Below are 23,472 nucleotides of genomic sequence, written 5' to 3' on the forward strand. Positions count from 1 at the left end.
TACATACGTGTTATTATATTCCAAAGCAACCCACCATATGCTTATATTACTATATATGCATATAATGATATAAAAACATCATCTACTACCTATTTCAAATAGTAAATGTTAGTTATGACAAGCGTGGTCTATCATTTGCTTCAAGATTAACATAACATGCTCATCATCATGTGAATAATAAAGTGTCGTCCCCTCACGACGGAATTTCACAAGCCTTAAATTCTTCAGAAAACGTAATTGATGAGATACAGTCGATTGTCGGATATCCAACGTCTCTACAATTTCGTTAACAGAACACTCTTTATTAAAAAGTAAATTAAGAATTCGAATTCTTGTCGGATCACCTAATGCTTTAAATGTTTGTGATACGATAAATAGTGTTTCGCTATCTAAATCTTGAGTAAAGCCATTTTCATATTCAAAGTCCTCCAATTTCTTCCCTAACCTCCTTGTGTCATTCCGTATTATGATACCTGGATTAGAAGCTCACAATCATTATATGAACATATTAGCATATAACAATTTACGTTGCAATCATCATTACTTAACTCAATAAAAATGCATTCTTGTTTAAGTGCATAACCAAGGCAAATTCTTTATCATTTCATCTTAATTAGATTAACACCGAACCTTCCTTTAATCAAAAACGATACAATTCCATCTTGTTAATTGAATTTCCAAATTATACTTCCCTGCGGTAAAGAAATTTAGTAATTGTTTCTGGACAATTTTCTATGCAGTTTTGAAAATCAGTTTAATTGAAATAACTATGGGAATACATATAGTGAAAAGATTCTAAATCAGGAGGTTTTCAAAAGATGTCACATGAACAACATCAAGAACTAATCAAGAAGCTGCATGAGTGTGCCGTAGCATGTAACCATTGTTATGACGCTTGCTTAAAAGAGGAAGATATGAAGATGATGGCTGATTGTATACGGTTGGACAGAGAGTGTGCAGATATCTGCTCTTATTTAGAACACGCTTTATCAAGAAACACACCATTTGTTTCTGAACTAGCTTCAGTTTGCGCTAAAATTTGTGAGGCGTGTGGAAATGAATGCAAGAAGCATGATCATGAGCACTGTCAAGAATGTGCAGATGCTTGCTTTAAATGCGCAGAAGCATGTAAAACTGTTGCATAAAAAAGAGATTTATTAAAAAGTCGTTTTTACCATAAATGGTCAACGACTTTTTTTAGTTTATAAAGGTCATTGAATCAATTATCCATGCAGTTATATCTTCTAATATTTTATTGCCAAACGACGGAGAGTCTTACACTTTTTAAGAAAACTTTTCTAAACAGGTAATCATTAAGGGGCTCTCCTTCTCTTAAGGGAGATCGTTTGCTTTTAAGTACGATAATTCATACCTTTAATACAAGTAACTTGCCAAACTTCAGTTACAACTCTAGCTATGTCCCTCGCAATCCAATTTTCAACAGAATTACAGAGCATCTACGATAACTTCCACATAGGTTTCAACTTCTACTCCTTTTTGAGACTTTCACAATATTGTTGGTCTCCAGTAGTTAATCTAGTAGGTATTTACTGTAAAGTAAATATAAGATTTAAAAATTTAGTATTTTATTATTTTTTATGCTCCTATTGTATATTTAGAAATCCTCTGATAAACTTCTAAAATCAACTTCATTTGATCCTTATATATCTATGGAAATATGGTCCATACGTTTCTACCTGGCAGCCGTAAAATGCCGGACTATAAGGAAAGTTAGAATACCACATGTATATGTGCATTCTCTTCTTTCTTTATAGATTGAGAGGATGCACTTTTTTATTTTCGTTTATAAGGTCAGACTTCTGACGACAATAAGGATAGATGAAATTGAAACGTTTATCAGGAGGTTATCATGGATATTATATTTGGTTTATTCTCCCTTGTGGGATTACTATTTATAGCTTGGTTGCTAAGTAAAAATAAAAAGGCAATCAAATGGCGTACAATTCTAATAGGTGTAATATTAGAAGGAATATTCGTTTACTTTATGCTTAATGTTCCCCTTGGCCGTTGGCTCCTTACAAGTGCTGCTGGGGGCGTGCAACACGTTTTGAACTATAGCCAGGAGGGCATCGAATTTCTATTCGGTGGTTTTTTTGCAGAAGGAACAAATGTAGGATTTGTTTTTGCAATCCAGGTATTATCCGTCATTATTTTTATCTCTGCATTAGTCTCAGCACTGTATTATTTACGAATCATCCCATTCGTTGTACGTGTACTCGGTTGGATTGTTGGTAAAGTATTTGGTACCACTCGTGTTGAATCGTTTAATACAGTTGCCAATACGATGTTAGGTGTTGTAGAATCCCCATTACTCATTAAGCCTTATCTGGCAAAACTAACACGTTCGGAGCTTTTCACCGTGATGGTTGGGGGAACAGCTTCAGCAAGTGGGGCAATTCTATTGTCTTATGCACAAATGGGGATTGATATTAAGTATTTACTTATATCCGTTTTCTCCGTACCTTTTGTTGCAATTGTAATGTCTAAAATCATGGAACCTGAAACAGAAGAATCTGCGACAAATGAAACTATCGAAATGGAAGATGCAGGACATACGAACATCTTTGAAGCCATTTCCGAAGGCGCCGTGAGCGGCGTAAAGCTTGCTGCTAATATTGGTGGCTTACTTATTGCGTTTATCAGTTTATTAGCTCTCGTAAACGGTTTGCTAGGGGTTATCGGAATGAATCTTGCTACCATATTTGGTTATATTTTCTTTCCATTTGCTTTACTAGTTGGGATTCCCTTTGAAGATGCTTTTCGTGCTGCATCCATTATTGGAACAAAGCTTGCAGCCAACGAATTAATTGCATTCCAGGAAGTACTCAAGCTCCAAGAGGTTCTAAAGCCAGAAACTGTTGCAATCTTAACCGTTGCATTATGTAATTTCGCAAACCTGTCTTCTATTGGACAATTAATTGTAGGTCTTGGTTCCTTGGCACCTTCAAAGAAAAAACAAATTGCATCGATGAGCTTTAAAGCAATTATCGCTGGGACGATGGCAAGCTTTATTACAGCGATTTTTGTAAGTATGTTTGTGTAAACAACCTACCTTTATTTTGTAGCAATTTTATTAGTAACTATGAGTAAATATCCACCAAAAAATTGGACGGATATTTACTCATATTATCGAAATCACGAACAACTTAAACAAGACTTTTAAACCATATTGAATATTAATTGCTAGAAACGAATATATCTATCCAAATTTTCGCTGCAGTCGTTACAATTAGTATAGCTAAAATCAGCTGTAATAGTTTCGTATTTACTTTTTTTCCAGCCAAAACCCCAAGTGGTGATGCAATTAAGCTAGCAACCACCATGATAAATGATGGTAAGATTTCCACTTGCCCAGAGGATACTTTTCCAATGATAGCACCTATTGATGAAATAAGTGTTATGGCTAAGGAGGAAGCAATCGTCACTCTAGTAGGTATTTTTAAAACCGTGAGCATAATCGGTACTAACAGGAATGCCCCTCCCGCACCAACAATACCTGCTCCAATCCCAACAACTAATGCAAGTGATGCGGCGAGCCATTTATTAATCTTTATTTGCTCAAAAGGAATATCATCAAGTCCTTTTTTCGGGATTAACATCATGACAGCCGCAATTATCGCTAAAATTCCATAGACTACATTGATTGCACTTTCGAGCATGCGTGTAGAGCCCAATCCTCCAACAAAACTGCCGATTAATATGCTAACCCCCATATAACCAATTAATTTTTTATTTAAGAATCCACCTTTTCGATAGGAGATGACCCCACCAAGTGTTGCAAAAAATACTTGGATTGCTGTTATGCCTGACACTTCATATGCTGTAAATTCAGCAATGCCGAGTGCGGCTGGGATATATAACAGCATTGGGAAATTAATAATGGCGCCACCTATTCCTATCATTCCTGAAATAAAGGATCCTATCAAGCCGATTAGGAAAATGGCAACGACAAAGCCTAGATCCATTTTTTCCTCCTTCTTAAAAGAGAATCGCAGCAGATGGGTCCCCTTTTTATTATCTTAAATTTCTTCGAAGAGCTTTCGTTGCATTCCGTTATTTTATCGAACCGAACAACGATTTGGCCCAATCTCCATTTCTTGTTGTTTCACTAGATCTCTCTCGATTTTACCCATATTTATTTCCCGAATCTCTTGATATGCATTTGGCTGAGGTGGTAGATTCTCGGTCACTAGTTTTCTAAATTTATTTTCGTCCTCAATATTTAATCCATGATTTGTTTCGTATAGCGTGCTTAATGTTTCAGATACACTACCATCCGCGTTTAATTCATCAATGATCATAAGGTGCGCTGGTAAAACGACTAGTTCCCCAGGTAATTCTCTGTATCTTGTGTATAGACTTTCTCTTAAATCTGCAACCCAGTCTTCTGCTAACCCCGCAAGGTCCGGTCTTCCAATAGAATCAATAAATAAAATATCTCCCGACAATAAATATTTCTCGTCTACAACAAAGGATGTTGATCCAATTGTGTGACCAGGAGAATATAACGCATGAATTGCTATGGCAGTACTACCAATCACTACTTCATTTCCATCGTTTAATGGTTGGTAATCAAATGTTACCTCTGTCGCATCTTTTGGTGGAAGCCAGTACGTTGCGTTTGCTTCTTCAGCAAGTTTTCTTCCTCCAGAAATATGATCGGCATGCAGGTGTGTATCCAATACATGGGTAATTTTTGCTCCAATACGAGCTGCAAATTCAAGATAGGCATCCGTCATTCTTGCTGAATCGATTATAGCAGCCTCACCGTTCGAAACTATCATGTAAGACAAGCATCCCTTACCAATTCGTACAAATTGATAAATTTCTCCCCTATCCTTTAAATCTCCAATTTTAACAGGTTCTAAATGTTCACTCCATGCTGTCATCCCACCTTCTAGGGAAGAAACAGAAAGTCCTGCATCTGAAAGCATCTCTGCAACTACTATAGATGAATGTCCTTTGGCACAAACAACAAGTATATCTTTATCAGAAGGGATTTTATCCAAAATTCCCTCAACACCGTCTAGTAAATCAAAGTAAGCAACATTTAGGTAATCAAAATGCTCTCCTTCAATTTTCCAATCTGCGAAATCACTTGCATTACGAACATCTAGAATAAACAGATCTTCTTTATTAAATACTTTTTTCGTTACTTCTTTCACAGTCATTGTATTTACTTTCATACCAATACCTCCTACGGTATATTTAAGATTAAAAAAATATGCTTACATCAGTATCTTTTGTAAAGTTCTTTACATGTTATAGATTCAGGAATACTGGTTTAACAACTTGTCTGCGTTATTTCAATGAAACATTCCCTTTCGTTTCAATAATCACACCTGCTTTTTTTAGTAAATTCCCAACTTCGCAAGCTCGATCTGCTCCCACTATTGCTCGTTCTGCAGATTGAATTTGTGCTTTTGTTGCCTCATTAGATAAAACGATTTGTGGATTGTGCGTAATTGAACACATTATCAGTTATCGTTGCTTCAGAATTTATTGTATGTTCTACGATAGGTAATTTTTTATTTTCAAGTATGGAAGTAAGTGTTGCGATATAACAAGTTGTCGCTGAAGAGACTAGTAGCTCTTTCGGATCAGTCCCGTTTCCACTTCCTTTTAAATCCGTTGGGATAGCAATTTTTGTATCCAAATACGCTGCTTTAAGAATTCCATTTCCTGTTGTTCCACCATTCCAAACCGCATTCACATTTGTTTTTAATTCAGCCATCGTTACATTCCTCCATTAAAATGAATAAAAGGCAAACTATAAAATTTTCTCACCTAGAACTACGGAAATCGAAAAACTTCTGTTAAAGCAAGTTAAAATGTCAATGTTACATCAGCGTCTTTTGCAAACTCTAAAAATGTTACAGCACCGCCCACTTCAACTCCATCAATAAATGTCTCTTTTTCTAATCCCATAACATCCATTGTCATTTGACAGCCAATAAATGTAACGCCCATTTCTTTCGCCATTTTAATCAACTCTGGAATGGATGGAGCATTTGCTTTTGCAAATCCCTCTGCAAAGTGTTCTTTCCCTTCTGGCATAGGGAGTTGCTGATGTGCTTCTTTGTGAATTAAGTTTAATCCTTCAAATGTAAAGAAGATGGCTACTTCTTGATCTGTTGCAGCCGCTGCAGTTGCAATATTAAACACTTTGTATGCATCAAATAATCCACCGTTACTTGCGATAATTGCTACTTTTTTATTCATTGTTTTTTCCTCCTAGTTTTTTAATGCTTTCTTGATATTATTTGGATCGAAGCCTACAATCCATTGACCATTAACCTCTGTTTGCGGTACCCCCATTTGCCCCGTTGTATTAACCAGCATTTGCATCATATCGGGGTTTGTTTCAACATTCACTTCCTGAAAAGAGATATTTTGCTCCGCTAAAAAATTTTTTAACATGACACAGTACGGACATTGGGTTGTTGTATATACTATTACTTTATTCATATTTAAACCTCTCCTTAATCCATTAAAAATAGTATTTAGTTCTCTTAAATCCATTTATAATAATCTATTTATACCATTATGGGTATTGGAATTACCAACATCATTCCACATCTGCTTCCCATGCGAGCATTCCACCTTGCATGTTTATGGCATGATAACCTTGGCTTTCAAGAAATTCGGTAGCACTGCCACTTCTGGCTCCAGAACGACAAACCATAATGTATTCCTTTGACTTGTCTAGTTCATGCATTCGAGACTCCACTGCTCCAATTGGGATGTTCACGGCATTTGGTATTTTCCCTTCAGCTACTTCATCTACTTCACGCACATCAATAATATTTAATGCATTTCTTTCTTTTATTAACGATTCAACTTCCTTTGCTGTAATTTCTTTCATCATAATTTCTCCTTTTCATGAAATCCAATTGTTCATACCACCTTTTACATTTGTTACTTTTGTAAAACCTAATTTTTTTAGTTCCTTTCCGGCCTTTAAACTTCTCATTCCACTTTGACAAATGACAATAACTTCTCTTTCCTTCGAAAGCTCTTTATCCGCTTTTCGAGAAAGTTGGTGAAGTGGTATATTTTTAAATCCGCTGATGTGATTTCTTTTAAATTCTCCTGGTGTTCGGACATCGATATACTGCTTTTCTTTCTTATTTAGTTCCCTTTTTAAATCAGTTGCTGCTATATGATTCATACCTTTTGCAGGTAGAACTCGCTGCAAGATAAAAAACAAGAAAGCTGCAATAATAATATACATTACAAAGTCCATACCTTCTATCTCTCCCTTCCACCCAATATATACCTACATGGGTATTTATTAATGTAAAAAATTACCTTTTTATTATCCAAAACTTTAACACATCATTTTCCTCTTCATGTTTCAGAAGTTCATGTCCGCCTGATTTAGCCCATGCTGGAATATCGTTTCTAGCTCCCTTATCAGTCGTATGAACCTCTAATACTTGACCTTCTTCTAGTTCGCTTATAGCGACTTTTGTTTTTACAATTGGCATTGGACAAGACAGTCCCTTTGCATCTAATACTTTATCTACATTCATTTTAAATCCTCCAATCAATTATTTTACCTCTACCCCTATGGGTATATTATAAGATAAAAAAAAGAATGTCAACTCCTAAATATTATCTGCTCTTTACAAGCAAGTTGACAGCTTCTTTTATTAACTCATCCGTATTCTCTCCATTTTCTTCAGCTTCAAGAACACATTCAACTAAATTCGAACTTACAATTACACCTACTGTTCTATCTACTGCCGAACGGACGGCTGACAACTGTGTAATAACTTCTTTACAATCTTTGTTGTCTTCCATCATTTTTAAAATTCCTCGAAGTTGCCCTTCCATACGCTTTACTCTATTTTTGATTTGATCATTGTATTCCATCGGTATGCTCCTTTTTTGTTATTCGATACATAGCAGGCAAGCACTATATTATACCCTTCCAGGTATAATGTCAATAGTGACACCTTTATCTGAATACAGTGCCGATGATACCTCCGCCATAATATATGAGCATGCCTCGACGTTTTTCTTCATATATCGTCACCATTTGTTGGTATACATAGATGTACTTGATAAAATCCATGTTCACCTAAAGCAAAAACGAAACCCGAAAAATAATTAATCTACGCAGTTATTGTCAAATTTTTGTCTTTGCTTGTCCCACTTTGTATTATTTTTGGTAGATTCTACTTCCGATTATTCAGATTCAAAGGTATTAAAAAATGCAAACATGGGAGGTAAAGATCATTGAACAGTCTAAAACATTTGTCAGATGAACTATTAGAGGAATCCTTGAGAAAGGCAATCAAACTAAAGTTGGATCAAGATTTTTGCACAACATTAAAAAATGAAATAAAGGAACGGGCAGAAAGGGGAGAAAAATTTACGCATACTAAAGACGCGAAAAATATTTATAAAAAGTAACCTGGACAGTCTAAGTTTCATCGCCCTGTAGCCCTGTAACCTACAAGATGCTGAAATCGGAAGTAGAATCCTATTGGCCTTAAGTTTAGGCTGAAAAAAGGTAGCGTTTCGCGCTTGATTGTGCGCAACGCTACCACAAATGATAAGCTGCATTAGTTTATAGATACAACAAGCATACTTTGATTCTTTTATGCTTACCCTAGTCTTTTATTATGAACTAGTCTATCTTTAACAACTGGGCATTAATTGCACAAATAATGGTACTTAATGACATCACCACTGCTCCAATTGCTGGAGTTATCACAATCCCTATACTATACAAAACACCTGCTGCCAGTGGAATTGCAACAATATTATATCCAGCAGCCCAACCTAAGTTTTGCATCATTTTTTGACTACTCGCTTTTGACAATTTAAAGATATTTAAAATATCTACTGGATTACTATTCACTAATATTACATCAGCAGTTTCAATTGCAACATCTGTCCCCGCACCGATAGCTATCCCTAAATTTGATTCTGCCAAGGCAGGGGCATCATTAATACCATCACCAATCATCGCTACTATTTTGCCGCCTTGTTTTAAATCTTTAACATTGCTTGATTTATCATGTGGTAATACTTCTGCAATGACTTTTGCCATTCTAAGCTGTTCACCGACATAATTTGCTACCTTACTATTATCACCAGTCATCATGATCGTTTCGATACCACGATTATTTAATTCCTTGATTACTTTAAATGAAGATTCTCGAATAATGTCAGCTAAAGCAATCATCCCTTGCAGCACATTATCTTTTAGAACGAAAACAACAGTTTTCCCTTGTGCTGCAAGTTTTTCATAGGTCTTCTCATCAAATGAGATGTTATTTGATCTCATTGCACCTGGACTGATAACAGCTATTTCTTCATCCTTTATTTTCGCAACAAGACCTTTACCAGTTAGATTTTGATAATCTTTTACCTCATATACTTCTAAATTACGTTCTTTTCCTTCTTTTACGATTCCTTTAGCTATTGGATGATCCGACTGTACTTCAACGGAGTATGCTAACCTCAATAAATCTTCTTTAGTTATTCCTTCACTTGGATGTACGTCAGTTACTCCAAAATTACCTTCTGTTAGCGTACCAGTTTTATCAAATACAATTCGGTCTACTTTCCAAGCACTTTCAAATGGTGTACGGTTACGTATTAACAACCCTTTCCTAGCAGCAATGGAAGTTGATCTTGAAGTAACTAATGGTCCTGCTAAACCTAGTGCATGCGGGCAAGCGATTATCAAGACGGTAACCATTCTCTCTAATGCGAATTCAAAATCACCTGTAGTTATCCAATAAGCTAACGTAATAATCCCTACAACTACAGCAACATAGAATAACCATTTCGCAGCAACATCGGCAAATCCTTGCGCTTTTGATTTGGTCTTTTCAGCATCACTGACTAATTGAATTACTTGAGATAGATATGTTTCACTACCTGTTTTATTTACTTGAATTTTTAATATGCCTTCACCATTCACTGCTCCACCAATTGCTTCCATCCCAGGATGCTTTTCAACAGGAACTGATTCACCTGTTAGCATCGATTCATCAACAGTGGATTCTCCTTCGAAAATCTCTCCGTCAAGGGGGATTTTCTCTCCAGATTTAACTAAAATTTGATCGCCTGGTACGAGTTCTTCAACAGAAACTTCTACAATATTTCCAGACTCATTAATTTTATGTGCTTCCTTTGGCATAAGTTTGATTAACTCTTCTAATGCTTTTGAAGCGCCCATAATGGATCTCATTTCGATCCAATGTCCTACGAGCATGATGACAACTAACGTCGCTAATTCAAAGAAAAAATCGCTTCCTTTTATAAAAAAGGCTGTCAATGTACTATAAACATATGCCGTTACAATAGCTAAAGAAATGAGCATCATCATACCAGGCGCCTTCGTTTTTAATTCATCCCAAGCACCTAATAAAAAAGGTTTACCACCATAGAAAAAAACAATCGTGGATAGCAGGAATAATAACAATGTATGGCCAGTAAAGTTAACTTCAAAACCAAAAAGCATTTGAATCATTTCTGATAAGTAAGAAATTGGTATTGTCAGTACTAAAGAGACCCAGAACCGTTTCTTAAAATCTTCAATCATATGTTCATGATGTCCTGAATGACCACCCCCATGTCTTCCGTGATGGTTGTGTTCGTTATCATTATGGTTCTCATGCCCTTCATGTAAATGGTGTTCATGATCAGCATGTACATGTTGATTATGATCCATATTTCCACCATTATAGTGATCATGTTTGACATGATTTTGTGTCTCATGACCTTTATCATATCTGCCATAATGATGGTGTGAATGACTTTGTTCGTTGTGTCCTTCTTGGTCAGGATCGCGTTTGTTCTTTCCGTTACTTTGCTTTTCCATTGTTTTCACTCCTTATTCACCCTAGTTTAAGGAGACTTTAGATATCTTATTCTATCTCCTTGCAATACTATACTTTACCCCCCTTAGGTATGATATAAACCTGTATAAACCTGTTGATTTATTAAGTTTCTATGCAAATTCTGTGCACTTTTCGAGAATCTGTTTATTTGCGTAACTTTGGGAAATATATAGTTCGTTTTTAAAAATTACTTATATATGGGTTTCAAGAAAAGAATTTCAAGGAATTTTAAATACTTGAAGTTGTACAAGCCTTCAGTTTTTAATACCACTCCGTATTTGACCTCACTTTCATCCCACATCTAAAGACAGTGGGCTTTCTCGTTCGGAAAATCTGAAAAAAATTGCTCAATGCACGTAATCTACTCATTGAGCAACTTTTGTAGTATCATTTATGAACCCATTTGTACCCAACACCCCAAACAGTTTTAAAATACGCATCGATTGGAAAACCAGCCTGACGAATTTTTTCTCTTACATTTCTAACATGTGAGTCCACAGTTCTTCCTTCTGTTTCAGAAGTAAATCCCCAAATCAAGTCAATTAGCTGGTCCCTAGTGAAAACACGATTCGGATTTTTCATTAAGTGCCCAACCATAAAAAATTCTTTTGGTGTTAATTTTATAGGGTTATTTTTATAGGTCAGTTCAAACCGGTCTTCATTCCATATAAGACCCTGTACGTTAATATGACTAGATGGCTTTATTCTTCGTAACAATGCGTCCATTCTTGCTAATAATTCCTCTTCATTAATAGGTTTCGTAATATAATCATCTGCACCGAGTTTCAATCCTTTCACAATATCCTCCTTTTGATCTCGTGCAGTCACCATAATAATTGGCACCCCTGAAAAACGTCTTAACTCTTTACAAAGCTTCCACCCATTCATTTCCGGCATCATAATATCAAGCAGAATGATGTCAAATGTTTCTACTCTTATAGCTGATAGAGCTTCTTTTGCCCCATACGCTTTATAACATAAATAATGATGTGGCTTTAAGTACAATGCTAACAAATCTACCATTCTTTTTTCATCATCGATTAGTAAGACCTTATTCAACTATGTCACCTCTTTGCAGCGATATCATAAAGCTAGTGCCAACACCTTGTTTACTTTTCACCTCAATATTACCACCATGGGATTCCACAATTTCTTTTGCAATGGCTAATCCCAATCCTGTTCCACCACTACGTCTAGATCTAGATTTCTCCACACGGTATAAACGCTCAAATATATAAGGTAAGTCTTCTTCTGGAATACCTTCTCCTTCATCTGAAATAATCGTTATAATCTCATATTGATTTTGAGATATATTTACTGAAATCCGGTTTCCTTGTGAACTATGTTTTTTTGCATTGTCCAATATATTCAAGAGCACCTGTTGGATTCTATCTGGGTCAACATATGCGATAATCTGGCTTGGACAATTGACTGATAATATAAGGCATTTTTCCTCGAATGCAGGTCGTATGCGTTCTGTAACCGTATGAATTAGTGGTTCAAAATTTATATTCCTTCTTTTGATTATGAATTTATTCTGATCCATTTTTGCCAGATCAAATAAGCTTTTAACTAGTACCGTTAACTGTTCAGTTTCTTCCCGAATAATTTCAATATACTCTTTCTTTTCTTCAACCGACGCATCATCACGACTAATTATATCAGCATAACCTTTTATGTAAGTTAAGGGAGTTCGTAGTTCATGGGAGATACTAGCCAAGAATTCATTTCTATATTTTTTTAAGTGTTCTAGATCGTTTGAAAGTCTTGTAATTGAATTAGCCAGGTCTCCTAGTTCGTCGCTGCGATCCGTATGTAACTCCACCCTGTGCCTACCTCTGCTCAACTGTTCGGTTGCTTCTTTCATTTTAATTAATGGGTTTGTAATCAGCCTCGAGAGTATAAAAACCGTTACGACTGTCAGAAGGAGTGTTAGCAGTCCAATAATTAAGAATTGATGGCTTAAATGATCAACAATTTTTCTGATATGATCTGTATCAGAAAACATAAATACATGTCCTTGGTGTTCCCTATTTATCGTAATAGGACTGTCCGTTGCAATATATTTTTTCTCTGTCCACCCTTCTACTAATATGCTTCCCTCTAAGGGTATTTGATTTAGATCCGTATGTTGAATAACATCTAGCATTTCCCCGTCAATTGGATCCGATTCAGTGATTACATTACCAGATGCATCTGTTATTACCACAGCAAAGTTGGATTCGGATTCCATGATAGCAACGTGTTCTAATGTCGATTGATTATAATTTTCTTCTAAAACATCGCGATGTGTATTTCCACGAGACAAAAGATTATCCATCACTTCTTCAATCCGTTCATTTACCAGGTTCGTATACAAAATGAAATACAGGAAAATTTCAACAATCAAGATAAAAACAAAAAACAATAATCCAATTTTTAAGGATAGTTTATTTAACATTCAAGACTCCTTTATTACATATGGGTTAATGCATCTAGTATACCAATTAGGAAAAGAAAAGCTCCTTCGATTTTTTGGGATATGGCAAATACATCAACCACATTTTATTTAACTGATTTCTGTATAAGCACTGTCTATCTTTAAATGATAATGATGGTCTATGTATTTTATTTAAAAAGTGTCCATTTTTTGTGCAGATCGTAATTATCCCGACAAAATCAATACTTTAGACTTATTTCAAACGCTCAGTTTCTTATTTATCTCTTTCGCCTCTTGCAAATCTTCCTTTTAAGATTATTTTAGATTTAATTTCTCCACAAAAATAGTTTCTGATTAAATATATCTTAAACCTAACTAAGCTATTATGATACATACCATTGGCCAAATGGAACGATAACGATGCATCAAGTTCATTTTTTATTATTAAAATAAGTATATAGAAAATTAGTCAAGAAAGTTTGCAGAATGAAATTCTCATTTTATTATATCTGTGCCTTTTAGCTTATTCTTCTCTCTAGCTGTGAATCTGCAAATAAAATGCAAATTTACAGGGTAGATTAAATAGTAACTAGAATATTGGAGGGATATTTAAAATGAAAAGAAATAAACTTATAATCATTGTTTCTATGATTGCCGTACTGTTATTGTCAGCATGTGCAAATGAAACAGAAGAAAACACAGGTACAGAAACAGAATCAAATACGGAGGAGAAAAATGATATGGAATCGGAGTCTGATTCACATGAAGGTATGGATCATTCTGAAATGAATATGTCCAGTACAGGAGAAGTCCCTGAGGGTTTAGAAGAAGCTGAAAATCCAACATATGAAGTTGGAAGTCAAGCAATGATAGAGACAGATCATATGGAAGGTATGAAAGGTGCTGAAGCGACTATTGTGGGTGCATATGATACAACAGTCTATACTGTTTCGTATACCCCAACAACTGGCGGAAAGGAAGTTACTGATCATAAATGGGTCATTCATGAAGAGTTAGAAAATCCAGACGATGCTCCATTAGAAGAAGGTACTGAAGTAACAATGAATGCCGACCATATGAAAGGTATGGATGGGGCAGTAGCTAAAATTGACTCTGCTGAAGAAACTACGGTATATATGGTTGATTTCGTTCCGACCACAGGTGGAGAAGAAGTAACGAACCATAAATGGGTAACGGAAAGTGAATTATCACCTGTAGAATGAGTTCTTATAAGTACATTAGAAAAACAGGACACAAAAATGGTTGCAATCATCATAAATCAATGATTGCAACCATTTTTTGTTGGAGTATTTTTTTGTTTGGTTTTTATTAATGATATTAAACGATAGAGGATCAATAAGGATACCAGTAGAGATTAGAAATCTATTATTTTTCAATAAAAGGAGATATATTTAACTTTTACTTGACTAGCAGTAATCAATGCATTCTTTCAAGGGAAAACGAACAGAACAAGAAAAAGCTGCGGGGAACACTGCACTCTCAATAATTCTCCTATCAAAAATAACCCAAAAGTTAGATTTTCTGCTCTAACTTTCGGGGACGGTCGCTTCCAATGGAGAGCTTCCCTGTCTTTAATCCTTCACTTTCATAAGTCGTAAACCATTTAACGTTACTAGGATGGTCGCGCCCATATCTGAAAGGATGGCAATCCAAAGCGTTAACCAGCCAGGCACAACCAATAATAAGGCAATAAACTTAATCGCAATTGCAAAAGTAATGTTAGCTTTAATTATATTTAGCGCTTTTCGGCTGAGTTTTACAGTGAATGGAAGCTTTCTTAAGTCGTCTCCCATAAGAGCAACATCTGCCGTTTCTAGAGCTGTGTCAGTACCAGCTCCTCCCATTGCAATACCAACGGTTGATGCTGCCAATGCAGGTGCGTCATTAACACCATCTCCTACCATAGCCACCTTACCAAACTCTGACCTCAATTGTTTCATATAATCCAATTTATCCTGCGGCAACAATTCTGACTGAATATCAGATACGCCTACGTGTGCACCAATTGCATCCGCAGTACCTTTATTATCGCCAGTCAACATAATTGTCTTTTTGATGCCTAACTGATTTAACTTTTGAATCACTTCTTTACTTATTTCACGTACTTCATCAGCAACTGCAATAATGCCAAGAATATTTTGTTCCGTCCCAATAATCATGACCGTTTTCCCTTGATTCTGAAGATAATTAACCTTGTCTTCGAATGCTTGAGTAAAATCAGAAACAAATAACTCGCTGAAAAGTTGTGGACTTCCTATATAATAAGTCGTTCCATTTACAGAGCCTTCAATACCTCGACCTGTAATCGAAGAAAAGTCTTCTACCTTTATATCTGAGTAAGAGATATTTTCTTGCTCTGCTTTTTTCATAATTGCTGAAGCAAGCGGATGTTGCGAACGGTTTTCCAGTGCTGTAATAATATTAAGTAGTTCCCTTTCTTCAATTTGTTGATCCAGTAATTCAAAATCTGTTACAATTGGAACTCCCTTTGTCAATGTGCCTGTTTTATCAAATGCAATCGCCTTTAAGGTACCCATTTCTTCTAAATATACTCCACCTTTTACAAGAACACCTTTCTTGGCAGCATTTCCAATCGCTGAGACAATAGAAATCGGAGTCGATATAACAAGTGCACATGGACAACCAACAACAAGAACGGCTAACCCTTGATATACCCATGTTTCCCAGCTACCAATAGAGAGTAGAGGCGGTACTATCGCAACTAATGCTGCGACGATCATGATGATCGGGGTGTAATATTTCGCAAATTTATCGATAAAAGCTTGTGCTGGTGCCCGTTCTCCTTGCGCTTCCTCTACCAGATGAATAATTTTAGCAATGGTTGTATCTTCAACAAGCTTTGTAATTTTTACTTCAAGTATTCCTTCTTCATTTAATGTACCTGCAAATACGTTATCATCAACTGATTTTTCAACAGGAACTGATTCACCTGTAATAGCTGCTTGATTGACAGCAGAATAGCCATTTACGACTATACCGTCCATTGCAATTTTCTGTCCAGGCTTTACAAGCATAATATCCCCTACAACAATATCATCTACATGAACTCTTAATTCTTGCCCATTACGTCTAACGAAAGCCTCTTTGGGAGCGATATCCATTAAGGAATGAATCGACTGTCTTGCTCTATCCATTGAAAATCGCTCCAGTGCTTCACTGATTGCAAAGAGAATAACAACAACAGCAACCTCTGCCCATTCGCCAATAATAGCTCCGCCAATAACAGCTACTGTCATAAGGGTCTTCATGTCAAATTCAAAGCGAATTAAGTTTTGTAAACCGACTCTAAAAAGGGATAAACCTCCAATCAGCATCGATGCTAAAAATAATAATGTCGTCACAATGTTTCCTTCACCATTCATATATATAGATAGGTATCCAAAAACAAGAAACAATACCGACGTAAGTAATGTACTATGCTTTTTATAAAAGGGGATTTTCTCTTCTTTGTTCTCCCTTTCAACCGCATGTGAAGTATGTGTTCCAAGCTTTTCAGGAACTACTTTAAGATTTTCAAAAGCACCTGCTTTTTCCAGCTCTTCGACAGTTGTATTTCCAAAAACATTAATTTTGGAAGCTCCAAAATTGACTTTCGCATCCTCTACGCCTGGAAGCTGTTTTACATTCTTTTCGAACTTTCCTGCACAATTCGCACAGGAGAACCCCTCAACGCGATAAACATGTTTATGTTCCGTTACGGATTTTACTGGATCATTCAACTTTAATAGCCTCCTTCTGATGCTGAAAGGCTATTTCTATAAGTTGTTTAACATGTTCGTCGTCTAATGAATAAAAGACTAGCTTTCCTTTTTTTCGATATGTTGCGAGGCCTAAATTTTTTAGTAATCTTAAATGATGGGATGCCGTGGCCATTGAAGAACCTATAATATTTGCCACATCACAAACACATAACTCACCTTCTAACGATAAAGCATAAGCAATCTTGATTCTAGTATCATCAGCCAAAGCCTTGAAAATTTTAGCTACTTCCATCGGATTTTGTTCCGTAAGATGCTGTTTAGCTCTTGACACTTTATCTTCGTTAATACACGTAACTTCACAAATATCTTTCACCATGATATCTTACCCCCTTGTTCAAACATATATTTGAATATAGATTCACTATTAATATATGCAACTTTATTCAAATAGTCAAATGATTATTTGAATAATAAACATAAGAATACAGTTTGTTTATTTTATAAGAATGAAACTTAACGGATGGTCTTAGTATTATTTACTAGGGGAATGGTACTTTATATGTGTTCTCAAGTATTGTTAATTGATTAAAAATTGTTTAGATACATAACACCTTTTCGTATTAAATTCTCAAATATAGTCAGAATTTGCTCTGCATGATATGTGTTTTAATTTTAAAGCAAGCAGAATCACTGCTTCCTTGTTTCTAATACCTTAAAGATCTTTCAATTTGGCAATATCTTCATCTGTACGATTTCCGTGAATCTCAAGATTTGCAAGTTCTTCCTCTATTTGAAGATACCCGTGAGCTCTAATTCAAGATGAGTCATTTCAGGGTCTGGTGAAGATCCATGCCAATGCTAAATAAATATGATTCCGTAACTCCGAGAAACGGTAAATATAATGAAGCTATGTTAAGAAGTAAACTATTATTTGAAGAACATTTTTTTAATCTATAGAATAACCAAACTTCTTGAAAAGGCAAAAAACCACCAACATTATGTATTGGTGGAGACGGTGGGACATGCTCTTCCATGCTTTCGTCATGGCACTGACTATATCTTAAACCTAATTTTTAAGGTTTCTCGGCGTATTATACGAAATGTAAATTTACCACGCTTGGTAGAATTTCGTATCCTAGTACTACCATATTGGCAGCCTATAAGTCGATAGATGGCTGTTGAATTGCTCCACATACCACTCGGTATTGCCTTATTGCATCAAATACAACTTAGGTTTCACCGATAAAGCCGAGTTATCACTTTTGTGTTACCACAAAAGGCGACTAAATTACTAATCGAACCCACGTCCAGAGATATCGGCACTCAGGCTTCTACACGCGTAGTTGATATATTATCATTCGCTAATCCTGCAGCCTATCAACAGGCTTTCAGATAGCTAGTCTGATTTAGTTCACCTGGAGATCCTCAGACGGAGGATACCAGCATAGCCCGCTTAAGTTGAGACCCTTCAATCTGCACCACGGGCGAGTGACAGGAAGGATCCTTTAGTGCTACTTACGCAGCTGCTAAAGAGTAATTGTTTTCTTTGCCAGTTATATTTAGGCGAATAACGGTTTACGAGTCGTAACCTCGACGTGCGACCTGAGCTCAAACTACCCCTGTCGAATCCGTAACGTCCCCATTTAAGAGAAACGCTCTAGGATAATTGAGCATTATTAAATTGTGTTACATACTCTATTATAGCAGAATCTCAGCTAATTTCAAGGGCTGGCAGAATTTACAGGCTCTACTATGCTTGCTTTATCTCATATGATCTTTTATTGCACGGTCTACATCACGTTTCATTTGCTTCTGCTTCAAATCTTCACGCTTGTCGTATTTCTTTTTCCCTTTTCCTAATCCGATTAAAATCTTAGCATAGCCATTTTTAATATAGATTTTTAAGGGAACAAGCGCATAGCCTTGTTGCTGTGTCAGACCAATTAATTTATCGATTTCTTTCCGATGCAAAAGTAATTTACGTGTCCGTGTCGGATCGTGATTGAATCGATTTCCTTGCTCATATTCTGCAATATGAAGGTTAATCAATTTGACCTCACCGCGATCAATTCTTGCGTGGGAATCTTTTATATTTACTCGGCCATTACGTAGTGATTTGATTTCTGTGCCTTGTAATACAATTCCTGCTTCATACGTATCTTCAATAAAATAATCATGGGATGCTTTTCGATTTTGCGCGATTGTTTTTCCTTGTCCTTTTGGCATACGAGTGTTCCTCCTACTACTTACATAGAACTTTATTTTATCAGAAATCTGCTGCGATTCCAATAAGAACACCTAACTATAACGAAACAAGCCCAAACATTAAGCCATCAGAACTAAACTCACCGCCATAACTGCCATCCCAGTCATCACACCATAAATGGATAGATGCGCCTCATCATATCGTTTCGCTGCAGGCAACAATTCATCTAAGGAAATAAACACCATAATTCCTGCTACCATGGAAAAAATAATTCCAAATAGAATATCACTTAAGAAAGGCATTAATATCAGAATTGCTACAAGTGCTCCGATTGGCTCTGCAAGTCCTGATAAAAAGGAAAGCTTAAAAGCTTTTTTCCGATCACCAGTTGCGTAATAAATTGGTACAGATACAGCAATTCCCTCTGGTATATTGTGAATGGCAACAGCTACTGCAATAGCAATCCCAATCGTTGGGTCCTGTAGTGTAGAAACAAATGTTGCAATTCCCTCTGGAAAGTTATGAATAGCTAAAGCCAACGCTGTAAACATTCCCATCTTCATTAAGGCTGGATCATTCAGAGCTGCCCCTGGTTTTTCCATATCTTCTACCTTTTTTACTTCATGGGGGTTGCTATGGTTAGGTATAAATTTATCAATTAGACCGATGAAAAGCATCCCAGCGAAAAATCCAATAATCGTAAACCAATATCCTTCTGTTTCGCCCAAGGATGCTGTTAAGGCGTCCTTTGCTTTAAAAAATATCTCAACCATCGATACATAAATCATAACCCCGGCTGATAATCCTAAAGCAAATGATAGAAATTTTGTATTTGTCGTTTTAGCAAAGAAAGCAAGTACACTTCCTACTCCAGTTGCAAGTCCCGCGAATAATGTTAACAGGAAAGCAAGAAGTACATCATTCATCCAAAATCCTCCAAACTTCAATTAGAAAAACTTAGCACTTGCTATCACATTGAGGCAAATGCATGCGTTGTAATTTTATGCAGAAAAATAATATTGCATTCATATAAAATTGCGACAGTTTTATAAGTAGTGTACAAAACGACCTGTAAGGTGTCAATAACATATTTTTGTAAGCCTACTTCTGCTTTGTCCAATTCAGAAGAAGAAATGAGCCTAACTTGTAAAGGCTCATTTCTTCTTTTTCTTCTTCTTTGGTTTTGTTTTACTTGATTGGAGCACCTTTTTGGGTGGTCTTGATTTTCTATTTTGCTTCTTATGAGAGCCTGCTCCTGCCAATTCAAAATCAACTGTATGCTCATCTGTATTGACGCTGACCACTTTTACTTCAACCTCATCGCCAATCCGATATATGTTTGCAGTTCGTTCTCCAATTAATGCATGACTGCGCTCATCAAAATGGTAATAATCGTCCGTTAGATAGCTAACATGAACAAGACCTTCAATGGTGTTTTCAAGCTCGACAAACATTCCAAAATTCATAACCGAACTAATGACACCAGTGAATTCCTCACCAATTTTGTCCTTCATGAACTCTGCTTTTTTCAAGTCATCTGTATCACGCTCTGCATCAACCGCTCTTCGTTCTCGTTCAGATGTATGTCGCGCAATTTCAGGTAGGTTTTCCTTCCAGTGCTTCTGAGTATCCCTGTCCATCTGCTGATTAATCAAATACGTGCGGATTAAACGATGGACAATCAAATCTGGATACCTCCGAATTGGAGATGTGAAATGGGTGTAAAATTCAGTCGCTAGTCCAAAGTGGCCGATTCCTTGTGGATCATATTTTGCTTGTTTCATGGAACGAAGCATTAATTTGGAAACAATCATTTCCTCTGGCTCACCTTCGATGGACTCCAGCACCTTCTGTAACGCTTGTGGGTGCACTTCATTTGCAGTTCCCTTAACAGAAATGCCAAGCCCTGCGAGAAATTCAAAAAACTTCTCCAATTTCCCTTCATCTGGATCCTCATGGATTCGGTGAATAAATGGAACATCCAACCAATGGAAATGTTCCGCAACAGTTTCATTTGCAGCCAGCATAAATTCTTCAATTAAACGTTCTGCTACAGAGCGTTCACGAATAGCTACATCAGTCGGTTTTCCACTTTCATCAACAAGTACCTTTGCTTCTTTAAAGTCGAAATCAATTGCACCGCGTCCCATACGTTTCGAACGTAATATTGATGCTAGCTTTTCCATGTCTTCAAACATCGGTACAAGAGACTCATATTTAGCACGAAGCTCTGGATTTTTGTCTACTAAGATTTGATTCACATCATAATACGTCATTCGCTCCGTTGTATTAATCACACTTTGGAAAATTTCATGGTTAACTACTTGTCCACTAGCGTTAATTTCCATCTCACAACCAAGCGTAAGTCTGTCTACTTGCGGATTCAATGAACAAATCCCATTCGATAGTCGGTGTGGAATCATTGGAATAACTCGATCAACCAAATAGACACTTGTACCACGTTCATATGCTTCCGTATCCATTGCCGAATCTTCTTTTATATAATAGCTTACATCTGCAATGTATACGCCAAGCTTGTAGTTACCATTCTCCAATTGCTTAACAGTTACTGCATCATCCAAGTCTTTCGCATCTGCACCATCAATGGTCACAATCATTTCATCACGCAAATCTCGTCTGCCCTCTAATTCTTCAGGTGCAATGGTGTCTGGCGTATTCGTTGCTTGCTCTAATACTTCTTCTGGAAAATCAATTGCAATCCCATGTTTATATATAATGGAAATGATATCAATCCCAGGATCATTCTTGTGCCCTAGAATATGAATAATTTCCCCTTCTGCACTCATTCTTCCTTCTGGATATTTCGTTATACGCGCAATAACCTTATGCCCACTAACTGCTCCGTGTGAACTGCCCTTTGGTATAAAAATATCATTAGGAATCCTTTTATCATCGGCAATAACAAAACCAAATGCACGATTGTCTTCAAAGGTTCCGACAACTTGAATAACCGCACGTTCCAATATTCGGATTACCTTTCCTTCAGGACGATTTCCCTCAGTACCTGTTTTTTCCAAACGCACGAGGACTTTATCATTATTCATTGCTGAGCCAAGATCATTCGCATGGATATAGACATCCTTTGCGTCTTCATCCTCAGGAATTAAAAAAGCGAATCCCTTTGCATGCATTTGGATTTTCCCTTTAACGAGGTTCATTTTATCTGGCAGGCCGAAACGATTCTTACGTGTTCGAACGAGATCACCGTTCTCTTCGAGCGCATTTAGCGCTTTTACAAGCTCCTTAAAATCAACAGCGTCCTCAATCCCAAGTTCTTGCTCAATTTCCTCTACTGCTAATGGCTTCCTATCATTTTCTTTAAAAAATTCAAGTATTCTTTCTTTCATCTGCTCACCCTCTTTCCTTCTATTGTTCCACTTTTTAGTCCTATTTAATCATCGTTTCCAATCCAAGATTTCTAGGAATTGATAGATATCCTCATGTAATTGTTCTTTCTCTTTGTCCAACGTAATAACATGCCCAGAATCTTCATACCATGTCAGCTCTTTGACATCTGATTCAACATTTTCATAAATATATGTTGCACTTTCCGTATTAATCATCTTATCTTGTCTTGCCTGCACGACAAATACCGGTGTGTAAATGGTGTCAATATTATCTTTCACTTCTGAAATGGTTTTACCTAATCCTTCAAAAAGTTCCTTCGAATTCTCAACAAGTCTTTCCACTTCTTGTTCAATCGTAGCTTCATCTTTTCCTTCTAATTGCTTAAATTCCTTAGAAAAGGCTTTAAATCCTTGCGATAGCTGTGTTTCATTATCGAAGAACATCGGAGCACACATTGGTATCATTGCTTTTATGCTCGTTGAATAAGCAAGCTTCAACCCTAAGACACCACCAAGTGAAAGACCTGCTACAGCAATCTCTTCATAGCCAAGATCCTTTAAGTGCTGTAATGCTTGGTTAACATCCTCCCACCACTGGTCTGGATTGGATTTTATCAATTCCTCCGGCGGTAGACCATGCCCTCTATAAATTGGTGCGTGACTCGTATAGCCTTTCTTTTCTAAAAACCTGCCGAGCATTCTTACATCTGCGGTATGTCCTGTAAACCCGTGCAATAATAGAACAGCACGGGGTCCTGCTTCAAACGTAAATGGTTGTGGTAATTTGATTTTCATTTTTCTGCGACATCTCCTTGCACGGTCTTCTTATTACTCTTCCCTTTATGTATAA

The 23,472-nt window shown here is 36.5% G+C and carries 23 protein-coding genes, 1 other RNA gene and 1 riboswitch; of the genes, 4 read left to right on the plus strand and 20 right to left on the minus strand.

The window, feature by feature from the left end; all coding sequences use genetic code 11:
- Positions 1-108 precede the first annotated feature (108 nt).
- Positions 109-432 carry a metalloregulator ArsR/SmtB family transcription factor gene (locus MHH64_RS16640; RefSeq protein ID WP_095311375.1) on the minus strand — a complete coding sequence of 108 codons (324 nt, stop codon included), beginning with the start codon at positions 430-432 and terminating at the stop codon, positions 109-111.
- 386 nt (positions 433-818) lie between these two features.
- Here MHH64_RS16640 and MHH64_RS16645 point away from each other — a divergent pair, with 386 nt between their 5' ends.
- Positions 819-1,145, plus strand: coding sequence for a four-helix bundle copper-binding protein (locus tag MHH64_RS16645; RefSeq protein WP_095311373.1), 327 nt, complete (start codon positions 819-821; stop codon positions 1,143-1,145).
- A gap of 495 nt (positions 1,146-1,640) precedes the next feature.
- A riboswitch (purine riboswitch) is annotated at positions 1,641-1,742 on the plus strand.
- Between the two features lie 128 nt (positions 1,743-1,870).
- Positions 1,871-3,064, plus strand: coding sequence for a nucleoside transporter C-terminal domain-containing protein (locus MHH64_RS16650; protein WP_095311371.1), 1,194 nt, complete (start codon positions 1,871-1,873; stop codon positions 3,062-3,064).
- A gap of 133 nt (positions 3,065-3,197) precedes the next feature.
- Here MHH64_RS16650 and MHH64_RS16655 read toward each other — a convergent pair whose 3' ends face one another.
- From MHH64_RS16655 to MHH64_RS16695, 9 genes are all read right to left on the minus strand, one after another.
- On the minus strand, positions 3,198-3,986 hold the full coding sequence (locus MHH64_RS16655) for a sulfite exporter TauE/SafE family protein (protein ID WP_340002047.1): 789 nt from the start codon (positions 3,984-3,986) through the stop codon (positions 3,198-3,200).
- A 93-nt stretch (positions 3,987-4,079) separates the two neighbouring features.
- Positions 4,080-5,207, minus strand: coding sequence for an MBL fold metallo-hydrolase (locus MHH64_RS16660; RefSeq protein WP_340002048.1), 1,128 nt, complete (start codon positions 5,205-5,207; stop codon positions 4,080-4,082).
- A 248-nt stretch (positions 5,208-5,455) separates the two neighbouring features.
- Positions 5,456-5,755, minus strand: a complete 300-nt coding sequence (locus tag MHH64_RS16665; protein ID WP_340002049.1) for a hypothetical protein — start codon at positions 5,753-5,755, stop codon at positions 5,456-5,458.
- Positions 5,756-5,847: 92 nt separating this feature from the next.
- Complete coding sequence (locus MHH64_RS16670; protein ID WP_251659174.1) at positions 5,848-6,243, minus strand: DsrE/DsrF/DrsH-like family protein; 396 nt, start codon at positions 6,241-6,243, stop codon at positions 5,848-5,850.
- Between the two features lie 12 nt (positions 6,244-6,255).
- Positions 6,256-6,489 carry a glutaredoxin family protein gene (locus MHH64_RS16675; protein ID WP_095311349.1) on the minus strand — a complete coding sequence of 78 codons (234 nt, stop codon included), beginning with the start codon at positions 6,487-6,489 and terminating at the stop codon, positions 6,256-6,258.
- Between the two features lie 100 nt (positions 6,490-6,589).
- Positions 6,590-6,886 (minus strand): rhodanese-like domain-containing protein, encoded by a 297-nt coding sequence (locus MHH64_RS16680; protein ID WP_340002050.1) that lies wholly within the window; start codon positions 6,884-6,886, stop codon positions 6,590-6,592.
- 15 nt (positions 6,887-6,901) lie between these two features.
- Complete coding sequence (locus tag MHH64_RS16685) at positions 6,902-7,267, minus strand: rhodanese-like domain-containing protein (protein ID WP_095311345.1); 366 nt, start codon at positions 7,265-7,267, stop codon at positions 6,902-6,904.
- A 61-nt stretch (positions 7,268-7,328) separates the two neighbouring features.
- The gene (locus MHH64_RS16690) at positions 7,329-7,556 is read right to left on the minus strand and encodes a sulfurtransferase TusA family protein (protein ID WP_340002051.1); all 228 of its coding nucleotides are present in this window, start codon (positions 7,554-7,556) and stop codon (positions 7,329-7,331) included.
- A gap of 82 nt (positions 7,557-7,638) precedes the next feature.
- The gene (locus tag MHH64_RS16695) at positions 7,639-7,899 is read right to left on the minus strand and encodes a metal-sensitive transcriptional regulator (protein WP_095311340.1); all 261 of its coding nucleotides are present in this window, start codon (positions 7,897-7,899) and stop codon (positions 7,639-7,641) included.
- Positions 7,900-8,265: 366 nt separating this feature from the next.
- Between MHH64_RS16695 and sda the strand changes: the two genes are divergently transcribed.
- A complete protein-coding gene (sda, locus tag MHH64_RS16700; protein WP_095311339.1) occupies positions 8,266-8,442 on the plus strand; it encodes a sporulation histidine kinase inhibitor Sda in 177 nt (58 codons plus the stop codon).
- A gap of 217 nt (positions 8,443-8,659) precedes the next feature.
- On the opposite strand, the gene MHH64_RS16705 is transcribed toward sda, so the two are convergent.
- The 3 genes from MHH64_RS16705 to MHH64_RS16715 form a co-directional block, all read right to left on the minus strand.
- A complete protein-coding gene (locus MHH64_RS16705; protein ID WP_340002052.1) occupies positions 8,660-10,867 on the minus strand; it encodes a copper-translocating P-type ATPase in 2,208 nt (735 codons plus the stop codon).
- A 406-nt stretch (positions 10,868-11,273) separates the two neighbouring features.
- Positions 11,274-11,945, minus strand: coding sequence for a response regulator transcription factor (locus MHH64_RS16710; RefSeq protein ID WP_251659183.1), 672 nt, complete (start codon positions 11,943-11,945; stop codon positions 11,274-11,276).
- Complete coding sequence (locus MHH64_RS16715) at positions 11,938-13,326, minus strand: HAMP domain-containing sensor histidine kinase (protein WP_118889704.1); 1,389 nt, start codon at positions 13,324-13,326, stop codon at positions 11,938-11,940. Before MHH64_RS16715 ends, MHH64_RS16710 begins: the two co-directional genes overlap by 8 nt.
- Positions 13,327-13,919: 593 nt before the next feature.
- Here MHH64_RS16715 and MHH64_RS16720 point away from each other — a divergent pair.
- Entirely contained in the window at positions 13,920-14,528 is a 609-nt protein-coding gene (locus tag MHH64_RS16720) for a YdhK family protein (protein WP_340002053.1), read from the plus strand.
- Between the two features lie 369 nt (positions 14,529-14,897).
- On the opposite strand, the gene MHH64_RS16725 is transcribed toward MHH64_RS16720, so the two are convergent.
- The 7 genes from MHH64_RS16725 to MHH64_RS16755 form a co-directional block, all read right to left on the minus strand.
- Complete coding sequence (locus MHH64_RS16725; protein ID WP_340002054.1) at positions 14,898-17,066, minus strand: heavy metal translocating P-type ATPase; 2,169 nt, start codon at positions 17,064-17,066, stop codon at positions 14,898-14,900.
- Positions 17,059-17,424, minus strand: coding sequence for a metalloregulator ArsR/SmtB family transcription factor (locus MHH64_RS16730; RefSeq protein ID WP_095311329.1), 366 nt, complete (start codon positions 17,422-17,424; stop codon positions 17,059-17,061). Before MHH64_RS16730 ends, MHH64_RS16725 begins: the two co-directional genes overlap by 8 nt.
- Before the next feature lie 916 nt (positions 17,425-18,340).
- Positions 18,341-18,681, minus strand: a transfer-messenger RNA (tmRNA) gene (ssrA, locus tag MHH64_RS16735).
- 128 nt (positions 18,682-18,809) lie between these two features.
- Positions 18,810-19,274, minus strand: coding sequence for an SsrA-binding protein SmpB (smpB, locus tag MHH64_RS16740; protein WP_095311327.1), 465 nt, complete (start codon positions 19,272-19,274; stop codon positions 18,810-18,812).
- A gap of 99 nt (positions 19,275-19,373) precedes the next feature.
- Entirely contained in the window at positions 19,374-20,180 is an 807-nt protein-coding gene (gene zupT / locus MHH64_RS16745; RefSeq protein WP_340002055.1) for a zinc transporter ZupT, read from the minus strand.
- A gap of 228 nt (positions 20,181-20,408) precedes the next feature.
- Positions 20,409-22,622, minus strand: coding sequence for a ribonuclease R (gene rnr / locus MHH64_RS16750; protein ID WP_251659189.1), 2,214 nt, complete (start codon positions 22,620-22,622; stop codon positions 20,409-20,411).
- A 48-nt stretch (positions 22,623-22,670) separates the two neighbouring features.
- The gene (locus MHH64_RS16755; protein WP_340002056.1) at positions 22,671-23,417 is read right to left on the minus strand and encodes an alpha/beta fold hydrolase; all 747 of its coding nucleotides are present in this window, start codon (positions 23,415-23,417) and stop codon (positions 22,671-22,673) included.
- Positions 23,418-23,472: the final 55 nt, after the last annotated feature.

Source organism: Oceanobacillus sp. FSL K6-0127 (assembly GCF_037983385.1).
GTDB lineage: Bacteria > Bacillota > Bacilli > Bacillales > Amphibacillaceae > Oceanobacillus > Oceanobacillus profundus.

Coding starts and splice junctions, on each gene's coding strand:
- MHH64_RS16645 (WP_095311373.1), top strand. CDS start 819: ATGTCACATGAACAACATCAAGAACTAATCAAGAAGCTGCATGAGTGT.
- MHH64_RS16650 (WP_095311371.1), top strand. CDS start 1,871: ATGGATATTATATTTGGTTTATTCTCCCTTGTGGGATTACTATTTATA.
- MHH64_RS16655 (WP_340002047.1), bottom strand. CDS start 3,986: ATGGATCTAGGCTTTGTCGTTGCCATTTTCCTAATCGGCTTGATAGGA.
- MHH64_RS16660 (WP_340002048.1), bottom strand. CDS start 5,207: ATGAAAGTAAATACAATGACTGTGAAAGAAGTAACGAAAAAAGTATTT.
- MHH64_RS16665 (WP_340002049.1), bottom strand. CDS start 5,755: ATGGCTGAATTAAAAACAAATGTGAATGCGGTTTGGAATGGTGGAACA.
- MHH64_RS16670 (WP_251659174.1), bottom strand. CDS start 6,243: ATGAATAAAAAAGTAGCAATTATCGCAAGTAACGGTGGATTATTTGAT.
- MHH64_RS16675 (WP_095311349.1), bottom strand. CDS start 6,489: ATGAATAAAGTAATAGTATATACAACAACCCAATGTCCGTACTGTGTC.
- MHH64_RS16680 (WP_340002050.1), bottom strand. CDS start 6,886: ATGAAAGAAATTACAGCAAAGGAAGTTGAATCGTTAATAAAAGAAAGA.
- MHH64_RS16685 (WP_095311345.1), bottom strand. CDS start 7,267: ATGGACTTTGTAATGTATATTATTATTGCAGCTTTCTTGTTTTTTATC.
- MHH64_RS16690 (WP_340002051.1), bottom strand. CDS start 7,556: ATGAATGTAGATAAAGTATTAGATGCAAAGGGACTGTCTTGTCCAATG.
- MHH64_RS16695 (WP_095311340.1), bottom strand. CDS start 7,899: ATGGAATACAATGATCAAATCAAAAATAGAGTAAAGCGTATGGAAGGG.
- MHH64_RS16705 (WP_340002052.1), bottom strand. CDS start 10,867: ATGGAAAAGCAAAGTAACGGAAAGAACAAACGCGATCCTGACCAAGAA.
- MHH64_RS16715 (WP_118889704.1), bottom strand. CDS start 13,326: ATGTTAAATAAACTATCCTTAAAAATTGGATTATTGTTTTTTGTTTTT.
- MHH64_RS16720 (WP_340002053.1), top strand. CDS start 13,920: ATGAAAAGAAATAAACTTATAATCATTGTTTCTATGATTGCCGTACTG.
- MHH64_RS16730 (WP_095311329.1), bottom strand. CDS start 17,424: ATGGTGAAAGATATTTGTGAAGTTACGTGTATTAACGAAGATAAAGTG.
- smpB (WP_095311327.1), bottom strand. CDS start 19,274: ATGCCAAAAGGACAAGGAAAAACAATCGCGCAAAATCGAAAAGCATCC.
- zupT (WP_340002055.1), bottom strand. CDS start 20,180: ATGAATGATGTACTTCTTGCTTTCCTGTTAACATTATTCGCGGGACTT.
- rnr (WP_251659189.1), bottom strand. CDS start 22,622: ATGAAAGAAAGAATACTTGAATTTTTTAAAGAAAATGATAGGAAGCCA.
- MHH64_RS16755 (WP_340002056.1), bottom strand. CDS start 23,417: ATGAAAATCAAATTACCACAACCATTTACGTTTGAAGCAGGACCCCGT.